We start from the raw sequence: 9,710 nt of genomic DNA on the forward strand, positions 1-9,710 counted from the left end.
GTTAAGTATGTTTTATATTTAAAAAAATATTTCATTTATGAGTACTCATAAAAAAAATAGGATTGAGGAAGATAATACAGTTCATTTATACAGTTTGCAATAGGCTACATAATAGAAAAAAATTTACTGACTTATAAAAAATTCTATCAATTCGGATTTTCTTGAATGCTTTCAAATTGCACAGCTGTTTCTACTATTGTTTTCCAAAAGGCTGGTGCCAGCGTCTGTTTATTTTTATACGTTAAAAAAATGTGTTGATTCATATCAAGTAAATGTTTGATATCAATCTCAACAAACTCACCGCTTTCAAGTTCTTTTTTTACACAAAGATACGGTAAGAAGCTCATATACTCCCTTGTACGGATAAATTCTTTCGCTACTTCTAAATGATCCGTTCGCACTTCAATAGTTGCTGATACACCCTCTACCTCAAACATTTTATGCACATAATTCCAATCAAAAGCCCCACATTCAAAAAACACCATTTTCTGTTGTGCCAGTTCCTTTGCTTTCATTAGATGTTGCTGTTTAAAGGGATGCTCCCGATGCATCACAAGTTTAACCGCATTACTTAACAATGGCTCATTGTAAATTCCTTCTCTATGAACATATTGAATAAGACCCATATTGATTTGATGACTTTGTAGTTTCTCTAAAATCACCGTTGTTGAACCTGTGATGATCTGAAAACGCAAATGTGGAAAGTCCTTCTTCCATTTCGGCAATGCATAAGCTAAAAAATATTGTGCTGTAACTCCATTTGTACCAATGCACACTTCATCAGACTCCTGCGTTTCCTCTAATTGTTTCTTCCCTTGTTGAAATGTTTGCACAATCTGTGTCGCAAACGGTACAAAGTCCTTGCCTTTATCCGATAATATTACACTTCGTCCATCGCGATGAAATAACTCTACATTCAACTCTCGCTCCAATGATTTAATACGGGCCGTCACAGTCGGTTGAGACAAAAACAATGCATTTGCGGCCTTATGAATACTTTTATAATGCACGACATATAAAAACGCCTCGATATGGTCAATGTTCATCTAAAGCCCTCCTCAAATTACTTATTTATCCTATTATATAGATAATCGTTTTTATTCTCTATAAAAGATTGGAAAACTAGGGTTTATATTTTAATAAAATATCTGTTACTCCGAGGAATACCCGCGAAAGACAGTGAAACAAAGAAAAAAGCAACCTAGCGTCTCCCAGGTTACTTTATTATGTAGCGACGTGGTCATCCATCTTGATAACATACATCGCGCGTGGCTTACATCCCTCTGTCTGCGCACCACTTTTATATTATTCACATTGACACCCCCTGTTGCCAATGTGAACTCTGTATATATAGTACTTCTCAAACTGAGAAGTACTATACTTGGCGTCTGTTCTTGCTCGAAAAGTTCATTTATTGCATTAAGCTAGAATTGATGCTAGCACTGCTTTTTGCGCATGGAGTCTGTTTTCTGCTTGCTCAAAGATATAGGAATTTGGGCCATCAATAACAGATGACGCTACTTCTTCTTCACGATGGGCTGGTAAACAGTGCAGGAACATATAATTCGGCTTTGCGTATGCGACAAGCTCATCATTAATTTGATAACCTGCAAAGTCTTGTAGACGTTTTGCCGTTTCCTCTTCTTGCCCCATTGACGTCCATACATCAGCGTATACTACGTCCGCGTTTAAAACCGCTTCTACGGGATCATTTGTAATTGTAATTATGCTACCATTTGCTGCTGCGATAGCATGTGCCTTCGCGATCACCTCAGTGTCACACTCATAGCCAACCGGTGTTGCCACTGCCACATTCATTCCTACATGCGCAGAAGCGACTACTAATGAGTGCGCCACGTTGTTGCCATCTCCAACATAAGCAATTTTTAGTCCTTTTAGTTCACCTTTATTTTCAAAGATTGTTTCTAAATCCGCTAAAGCTTGGCATGGGTGATAAATATCCGTTAGTCCATTTATAACTGGTATAGATGCATGCTCTGCAAGCTCCTTCACCATTTCATGGGAGTTCGCTCGAATCATAATGCCATCTAAATAGCCCGATAACACATGCGCTGTATCATAAACAGACTCACCGCGACCAATCTGTAAATCACGCGCATGCATAAACATACCTTTTCCGCCTAATTGGTTCATACCTACTTCAAATGAAATACGAGTACGAGTTGAATGTTTTTCAAAAATCATGCCTAGTGTCTTACCTTCTAGTAGCTTCGGACATTTTCCTTCTTTAGTAATCATTTTCAGCTGTGACGATAGCTCAACTAATTGCTGAACCTCTTCACTTGTATAGTCTAGCAAGGTTAATAAGTCCTTATCTTTTAAGCTAGTTACTAATTTTAACTGTACTTCCTCAAGCAATTTCATAGCCTTCACTCCTTGTTTCTTTGCTGTTGGGATTAGTATAACAAATGCATAAATATAAAATCAACTGAATTTTTATGTTTATTTTAAAAAATTAGAATTTTATCTTCCGATGTGTCTAAAATGCGAACAATCGAATATTTATGCATATTTTAACTACAATCGCATATTTAAGAAAATTGCATTACTGTTAATACATATTTATAATTAATATATATTAATTATTTAGGTGGTAAAACGTATGGATAAGGAATTGGTACATCTTATTAAGGAGATTAATCAAGTTGATTATGAAACCAATTTAATGTTAACCGAAGAATTTTCCTCTTTGTTGGATGAAACATTAACTACGAAACAAGCATTATTTTTAAGTCTTCTGAAGACGAAAGGTCCCCTTCAAACTTTTGAATTAGCTAAGTTAATGGGGACATCTGCGAGTGCTGTTAGCCAATTAGTAAATAGGCTGGAGCAAGAAAATTATATAAAAAGAACAACGAGTAAAAAGGATCGTAGAGAAGTTATTATAGAGCTAGATGAACGAGGGCATCTTTATTTTCAAAAGCTGGAGGAGATTGAGCTTGCTATTATTTATAAATATTATACAAAGCTCAATCGAAAGGATTTATTACAATTAAAGGATATACTTTCGAAATTAAATTCTATTATTTCAGAGGAGCAGGAAAAAAATAAGCGATCATAATGGAGGTATTCTTGTGGATTTACATGATTTAAAAAAGGACATTTTTAAAATTGCTTATCCTTATATAAAAACTCGCCCAAATGTTGCTTTATCCATTGGTATCATTTCTCAAAATCAAGAAGCTACTTTTACTTTCGGTGGCTCGAATTTTATGTTGGAAGAAAAGCCTTACATATATGAAGTTGGATCGATTTCTAAAGTTTTTACTACATCCATATTGGGGGAAATGATTCAGGAAGGAAAAGTCCATGTCGAAGATTCTATCGGCAAATACTTTTCCGCAATTCCCGATACTCATCCTGTTACGCTCAAACGTTTAGCCAATCATACTTCTGGACTCCCAGGAATAGTTGTGCTGAAGAACATTTACAATGTTTTTGACGCGCAAACACCTCGTGATCCTTTTTGTCAATACTCACTAAACGAGACTATACATTATTTTAAAACGCACACAGACGAGCCCAAAGTTAAATTTAGATATTCTAATGTAGGAATGGGGCTTTTAGGATATATTTTAGCTAATATACTTCACACTGATTTTGAAACGGCTATCAAACAAAGATTAACAGATCCTTTAAATATGCCAAATACATTTATCTCTATCCCTTCTGATCAAGCAGAGGCAGTATTGCAAGGATACACGATCCTTGGACATAAAAAGCCACCACTTCAAATGAATGACTTTATGGCAGCAGGGGCAGTCCGTTCAACTGTTAATGATCTTTTAAAATTTACGAAAGTACATTTAAGTGATGAAAATTTAGGTTATACATTAACACATCAAGCGACCGAAACCTTTACAGAACATATAGGTATTGGTCTAGGATGGCAACTCGATCACAATATCATTTGGCATAATGGTTCGACGAAAGCTTTCTCTAGTTATTTAGGGTTTGATAAAACACAACAAACGGGCGTTGTTGTTCTCTCAAATTATCGATCGCCTATATTGGCAACAAACCCTAGTCAAATTGGCAAAGATATATTACAGATTTTACAGATTAAATAGATTGGAATTTATCGATAAGTATTGTTAAATTATCGATAAAAAAGTTGAATTTATCGCCTAACTTTTCAAATTTATCGACATAAAAAACAAACAGCCCTCAAACATTTAAGTTTGAAGGCTGTTTTAATTATATGCTTAGTCAAAAATAATTTTATTCACTGCATCACGGTCTAATTTTTTAATAACTTCCACCATTAATTTTACAGCATTATCATAATCATCACGATGTAAAATACCTGCATGTGAGTGGATGTAGCGTGTTGCTATACCGATTGATAGTGCAGGTATTCCATTTGCAGTTACGTGGATAGAGCCAGCGTCACAAATGAGCTGTATGTAACTAACCTTACCACTATGAAATCCTGCTATTAAACCGTTTTTATTAAAAGAACGTACATTTATCGGAAGGAACTATATCAGAACATAGTTTTTCCTTCATTAAAACTAGTCTACTATGTAGGATTACATTGTTCAAGTTTTAATGTTCTACAACATTCTATCGTATCCTTCTCAGCACCATTTCGTGTGGTTGATACAGGTCGCCATTATATAGGAAGATATACTACCTCAATATCGGAAAATGCGCCCCCTACCATCAGTTAACAACAAAGCTCGACAAGCGTTCACTACTCCAATACAGATTGAATCAACCTCTCTCACAGGAAGGCTCTCAGATACTTCTACAGCTCCACAAATAGCTTATGCGACTTACATGACCTACAACTTATAACTATTATTTAATCTTGTTCCTACACTCATCTCAAAATAAAAAACGAGATAAACACTTAGTTTATCCCACTTCTTTGCTATTCTTATTTTATTGCTTCCTTAATGATTGATCTTGCTCTGTACGCTCATTGAAACTCGCTTGACCAATTGTTCATCTTAGCTTCTAGGGGCGCTCACAAGCTCTTATGTAAGCTTACACTTGTCTTACATCAAGGCTCTATCAGCTCATGTAAAAGAATGATTTTATTTAGATAGTATTCAATATTTTTTTTATTAAAATGTTTTTTTCAGAACCGCTAATATTCATTTCTCCATCAAAACGATGTAAAGCCTTATTACTGCCTACTTCCCCACATGTTTCATCCAAACAATACATTTCACATTCCATTTGAAATGTATTTTCATAAGGTGAATCATAAACAAAATCAGATTTTAATCTTCCATTAATATGTAAAATGTCTGAATCAAATTTAAATCTCAACTTAATCCAACTCATGTTTTCTATAATTATCGTGTTTTCTTCGTAAACTATAGTGTCTATGGGGTATCTAACTAAATAATCTGTAGATTTCAAAAAGTACCATATAGCATCTAATAGCTCAAGACACTTTTCAAAGGAAGGGTGGTTGAACATCTCTATGTTCAATATCATTTCTAATCGCTAATAATTGCTTCATTAAAAAAGGTCTAACAACTCCTAAAAACTCCAATAACTCTAAATATCCCTTTGGTTTATCTTCCAATTTAATACTTTTTAAGTGATATAAATCTTCAATTAATTGCAATCTTTGGTTTAATGACCTCTTTAAGTTAGCTATGCCATCAGAAAGATGAAAATCGCTTTGATTTCTCTCAATCAATTCTCTTGAATGTTCCCAAATTTCATAGGCACGATTCAATCTATCTATACTTGTTACTTGAGTAGATTCAACTTTATAATCAAAATTTAGAACATCTTTACTTATCCACTTATTTTCGATAATCAAAACTTTCCCTCCCTTTTTATCTTCCATCTAGTTTAATTCTTTGCTATAAAAACTTATCAATAGTTCTATCATTGACTGATAAGTAATGCTTATTGATTGTTTCAAGGTTTTTATGTCCACTTTGCTTTGCGATTGTTGCTAGGTCTGCTCCCGCTTCGTGCATCGCTGAAATTTGTGTCTTGCGTAGTGTGTACGGTGCAAAGCCCAACCATTTGTGCATAGCTTTACGATAAGCAAGTTTATCGTAACTTGATAATAATTCTCAGTAACTTATTTCACTAAGTTAGTACCCAAACGGTATCGCACTCCCTCTCGTAATCACCCTAGTTCCTCTATTAAAAATCTGTATCCACTCACACAGTTTAAATATTGATACATTTTGACCTGTAAATCACTACTCTATAACCCGTTAACAAATAGAGCAATCTATACTGTTTTCCCCCGTGTTTCATCATAGATAATTAATTCATAAGCTTCTAAGGTATTGAGACCTTATCGTCTCGTTGGTTTTGTAACAGTCAATCTTTCTTGTTGGTGATATTTGTTCTGTTACAGCAGATTAATTTAAGTAAGGATTTTTTTATTCTTTTAATAAGACAACAGGAATACCCTAAAGAAAAAGGAGGGGTATTATAAAAAAAGTAAAAGTCGGTATTACTTGCTTTGCCACGCTAATACTTGTAGTAGCAACCTTATTTATATATATATAAGTTACTAGTAAACAAGAAGAAGGTAATCATCCTTTACAAAGTCTTAGTTACAATGATTTAATGGGTGTCATTATGGTAAGTTTAAATGAAAAAGGCTATGATGTTGCCGTACAGGAGGGAACATCTTCTGACAAAAAAATTGTAATAACATTAGTATTACCACACGATGAGTTCGATAGTAAAACCAAAGAAGAAGTACAACAAATAGCAACTGACGTTATTATAAAAAATAAATTTGAACCTGAAACATTTCAATTCAACTTTACAAGTTACATAAAGTATTAACTATACAAAGTACCGTAAAAAATATTTCTACCTGAATTATTCATAGCTATCTAAAGTTTGTGGATTTTCATGAGTTTTTTGATAGTAGTCTCGTTTTTTTGCGAAGCCCTAGCTTAACGGGAGAAGAATTTTTCATTATATATTAAAATATAAAATGAATATTCCAATTTTTTCGATAGCGCTTTCCAAACGTGGTGTTTTTATATAAAGGAGGTAATTATATGAGATATTTATTTGGATTCATTTTTTTATTAATAGGTATTTGGCAGCTAATAATAACCTGGCGAACATTCACAGGTCTCAAGAAAGACGGAGATAAAAGTACTTCTCCTTTTATTATGCTAGGTCTGTGGAATAGTTTAGTATTTGCCATAATTTTTATTGCTGTTTCACTCGGATGTTTCTTCATCAATTTTTAAATATTTCTATTTAAAATTTATTTGGTTTGTTCATTACTTAATTCTAGTATAAACCACGTTATTCTTTCATTCTCAACTAACAAGAGGCTTAAGTTGAAGAACAGGACTTGTGTTTATGATTATTCCTCTTAAATGCAAGTCCTTTTGTTATGCTTCCTCAATCGCACCTATAACTTAACTCTACACACAGCCTTGTAGTACAGTGTGAATAATTCCTCTACTTCATTCTCTTCTAGGATCTTGCCAGTGGTTTCTCATGTAAGCTAACAAAAATAAAACGGCAAATAGAGCTTATCTATACTGCTTTGTTCTTCTGTTTGTGGTTGATGAATGATACAAAATTTCGCTTCAAAAAGGAACAAGTTTTTTGTTCAACGATGTTTAGATATAGTGATATAAAAAATAAGTTCTAATTAAACAGGCTAATTTTCTTAGGAACAGGAGTATAGTATTTGTCTTACGAATATATTCTTATTAATTATTTGTTGTAGGAAAATAAAATGTAGTAAAGATTTGTAACAGTTTGGTGATTTAACTTCTTTCATCAAATGTCTTCAGTACCGAAAGCGTAGCGACAGCAACACGGTTTTATCTGTGCGTAAGCGAAGCGACAGCAACACACAACTGAGTGACCAACATCTCGTTAGCCCAAAGCCTCCGGCGAATGTCATGGAATTATGCCGAGGCATAATTGATTGACTATAATTTTCTTGTAAGTGCTTATACATTTAGTCTGGTAGCTGGAAAAGGGAATGTTGCGAGGGGGAGATATATGAAAAAAATATTGCGTTTTTTAGTACCTGCTTTTTTATTACTTTATTTACTTTTCAATCAGGGAGATCCAAATACAAAAAAGATAACTCTTTATAGCCACGCATTAAAAAAAAATATGATGGTAAACATCTATTTGCCAAAAGGATATTCCACCGACAAAAAATATCCTGTTCTGTATTTATTTCACGGTAAAGATGGAAATGAAGATAGTTTTATGAATGGATTTTATGGATTTAATGGTATAAAAATAGATCGTGCAGCAGATGAATTGATTCAAAAGGGAGAAATAAAACCTCTTGTTATTGTATCTCCTGAAATTGACAACAGTTACGGCATTAATTCCTCTGCAACAACGATTTCAGGGGATGGATATAACTTAGGAATGTATGAAGATTATATTTTAAAGGAAATGGTCCCTTATATTCAAGACCACTACTCGGTAGAGAATACTCGTGATGGAAGTTTTATAGGAGGAATATCCATGGGAGGATTTGTGGCTTTGAACCTGGGGTTATCACATCCTGATGTGTTCAGTAAAATCGGCGGGCACAGTGCAGCGATATGGGAAAATCAAAACGCTACTCCAAAGGGATTGTCTTGGCTGGCAAAACCAGACATCAATCTTTTTGAGCTGGCAAAAAAACAGGATCTTACAGGGATTCAAGTATATCTGGATCATGGTGATATGGACCATGATTGGCTTATTCAAGGGAATACTTATCTATATAATCTTCTAGACTCACATGGTGTTAAAACACAACTCCATGTAAGAAATGGAGGACATAATTATTCGTATTGGAAATCACAAGTTAAAAATTATCTGTTGTTTTATATGCAAAACAATTAAGATATCTGGAAATGAAATAAAAAAATAAGCTTTTAATAAGAATAAGACTTGTGCTATGAATAAATCTCATATACACAAGTCCTTTTGTTATGCTTCCTCAATCGCTCCTGTAGCCCCCACACAAGACTTTGTAGCACCTATCAGACAACCTGTGTAAATGATTCATCAGCTCCACTATCAGCCCTCAATGGCTCATTATATGCTTATAAGAGGTGCTACGGTTGCTATCGTTGCTCATAGGGTTTGTATGTCATGTCAAACTGCGACACCACTTCTTCTGTGGAAGATGTATTTGCTCTGAGAACCGACCTGAGAGCAATCTAGGCAACCAAGTGTACGTCTAACTAATCCTCGATTCGTCTGAGGGCTGTCTGAGAAGACGGCAACAGAAAAAGCACACCACGAAATTGTGATGTGCTTTTGGTACTGCTGTTTTATGATACGACTGTTCTCTCGGCAATCACTAAACAGTTTGATCAAATATTAAAGGTTTTTTCTTTAGGTGCAAGTATAGGAATATAAATATATACTAAGTATTATGATACTAAACTGTATGGTTCGATAAATCAGTGAATTAGAAAGAGGAAGCTTATTACTGCCCCTAATATTGGCTCTTTTTCCTTTTGAACTTGAATCGCCAAAATCTTCGTATCAACGTCAACATTTATGTTCTTCTTTGGTCTAACCAACGCAAAAAGCCTCCTAACAATTCTGTTAGAAGGCAAAACTATGGCATTTCTATTTAGTTCTTTCCGATGTTCTTTCAGCAGTATTAGTCAAAAATAATTTTATTCACTGCATCACGGTCTAATTTTTTAATAACTTCCACCATTAATTTTACAGCATTATCATAATCATCACGATGTAAA

Annotated in this window: 9 protein-coding genes and 1 pseudogene; 4 read left to right on the forward strand and 6 right to left on the reverse strand. The window is 34.2% G+C overall.

The features are described 5' to 3' along the window. Positions 1-146: 146 nt before the first annotated feature. Positions 147-1,046 carry a LysR family transcriptional regulator gene (locus ACQKN2_RS22220; protein WP_427416873.1) on the reverse strand — a complete coding sequence of 300 codons (900 nt, stop codon included), beginning with the start codon at positions 1,044-1,046 and terminating at the stop codon, positions 147-149. A 373-nt stretch (positions 1,047-1,419) separates the two neighbouring features. Beyond that, on the reverse strand, positions 1,420-2,385 hold the full coding sequence (argF, locus tag ACQKN2_RS22225) for an ornithine carbamoyltransferase (RefSeq protein ID WP_427416874.1): 966 nt from the start codon (positions 2,383-2,385) through the stop codon (positions 1,420-1,422). 238 nt (positions 2,386-2,623) lie between these two features. Here argF and ACQKN2_RS22230 point away from each other — a divergent pair, with 238 nt between their 5' ends. Both ACQKN2_RS22230 and ACQKN2_RS22235 read left to right on the forward strand, forming a co-directional pair. After that, a complete protein-coding gene (locus ACQKN2_RS22230; RefSeq protein ID WP_427416875.1) occupies positions 2,624-3,082 on the forward strand; it encodes a MarR family winged helix-turn-helix transcriptional regulator in 459 nt (152 codons plus the stop codon). Positions 3,083-3,095: 13 nt separating this feature from the next. Beyond that, positions 3,096-4,091 (forward strand): serine hydrolase domain-containing protein, encoded by a 996-nt coding sequence (locus tag ACQKN2_RS22235; RefSeq protein WP_427416876.1) that lies wholly within the window; start codon positions 3,096-3,098, stop codon positions 4,089-4,091. A gap of 135 nt (positions 4,092-4,226) precedes the next feature. On the opposite strand, the pseudogene ACQKN2_RS22240 reads toward ACQKN2_RS22235, so the two are convergent. The 4 genes and pseudogenes from ACQKN2_RS22240 to ACQKN2_RS22255 form a co-directional block, all read right to left on the reverse strand. Next, a pseudogene (locus ACQKN2_RS22240) lies at positions 4,227-4,412 on the reverse strand (peptidase M28); the annotation flags it as partial. Positions 4,413-5,067: 655 nt separating this feature from the next. Then, positions 5,068-5,301 (reverse strand): hypothetical protein, encoded by a 234-nt coding sequence (locus ACQKN2_RS22245; protein WP_427416877.1) that lies wholly within the window; start codon positions 5,299-5,301, stop codon positions 5,068-5,070. 130 nt (positions 5,302-5,431) lie between these two features. Beyond that, positions 5,432-5,806, reverse strand: a complete 375-nt coding sequence (locus ACQKN2_RS22250) for a hypothetical protein (RefSeq protein WP_427416878.1) — start codon at positions 5,804-5,806, stop codon at positions 5,432-5,434. A gap of 43 nt (positions 5,807-5,849) precedes the next feature. Further along, entirely contained in the window at positions 5,850-6,026 is a 177-nt protein-coding gene (locus tag ACQKN2_RS22255; RefSeq protein ID WP_427416879.1) for a tyrosine-type recombinase/integrase, read from the reverse strand. A 562-nt stretch (positions 6,027-6,588) separates the two neighbouring features. Between ACQKN2_RS22255 and ACQKN2_RS22260 the strand changes: the two genes are divergently transcribed. Next, positions 6,589-6,801: a hypothetical protein gene (locus ACQKN2_RS22260; protein WP_427416880.1), complete on the forward strand. Its 213-nt coding sequence runs from the start codon at positions 6,589-6,591 to the stop codon at positions 6,799-6,801. A 1,191-nt stretch (positions 6,802-7,992) separates the two neighbouring features. Next, positions 7,993-8,841 carry an alpha/beta hydrolase gene (locus ACQKN2_RS22265; protein ID WP_427416881.1) on the forward strand — a complete coding sequence of 283 codons (849 nt, stop codon included), beginning with the start codon at positions 7,993-7,995 and terminating at the stop codon, positions 8,839-8,841. The last annotated feature ends 869 nt before the right edge of the window (positions 8,842-9,710 follow it).

The sequence above is a fragment of the Lysinibacillus sp. NPDC093688 genome (genome assembly GCF_050280145.1).
Classification (GTDB): domain Bacteria; phylum Bacillota; class Bacilli; order Bacillales_A; family Planococcaceae; genus Lysinibacillus; species Lysinibacillus xylanilyticus_B.

Bases quoted from the DNA above. Each gene is read 5' to 3' on its own strand.
- ACQKN2_RS22230 (WP_427416875.1), top strand. From the start codon at position 2,624: ATGGATAAGGAATTGGTACATCTTATTAAGGAGATTAATCAAGTTGAT.
- ACQKN2_RS22260 (WP_427416880.1), top strand. From the start codon at position 6,589: ATGGTAAGTTTAAATGAAAAAGGCTATGATGTTGCCGTACAGGAGGGA.
- ACQKN2_RS22265 (WP_427416881.1), top strand. From the start codon at position 7,993: ATGAAAAAAATATTGCGTTTTTTAGTACCTGCTTTTTTATTACTTTAT.
- ACQKN2_RS22255 (WP_427416879.1), bottom strand. From the start codon at position 6,026: ATGCACAAATGGTTGGGCTTTGCACCGTACACACTACGCAAGACACAA.
- argF (WP_427416874.1), bottom strand. From the start codon at position 2,385: ATGAAATTGCTTGAGGAAGTACAGTTAAAATTAGTAACTAGCTTAAAA.
- ACQKN2_RS22220 (WP_427416873.1), bottom strand. From the start codon at position 1,046: ATGAACATTGACCATATCGAGGCGTTTTTATATGTCGTGCATTATAAA.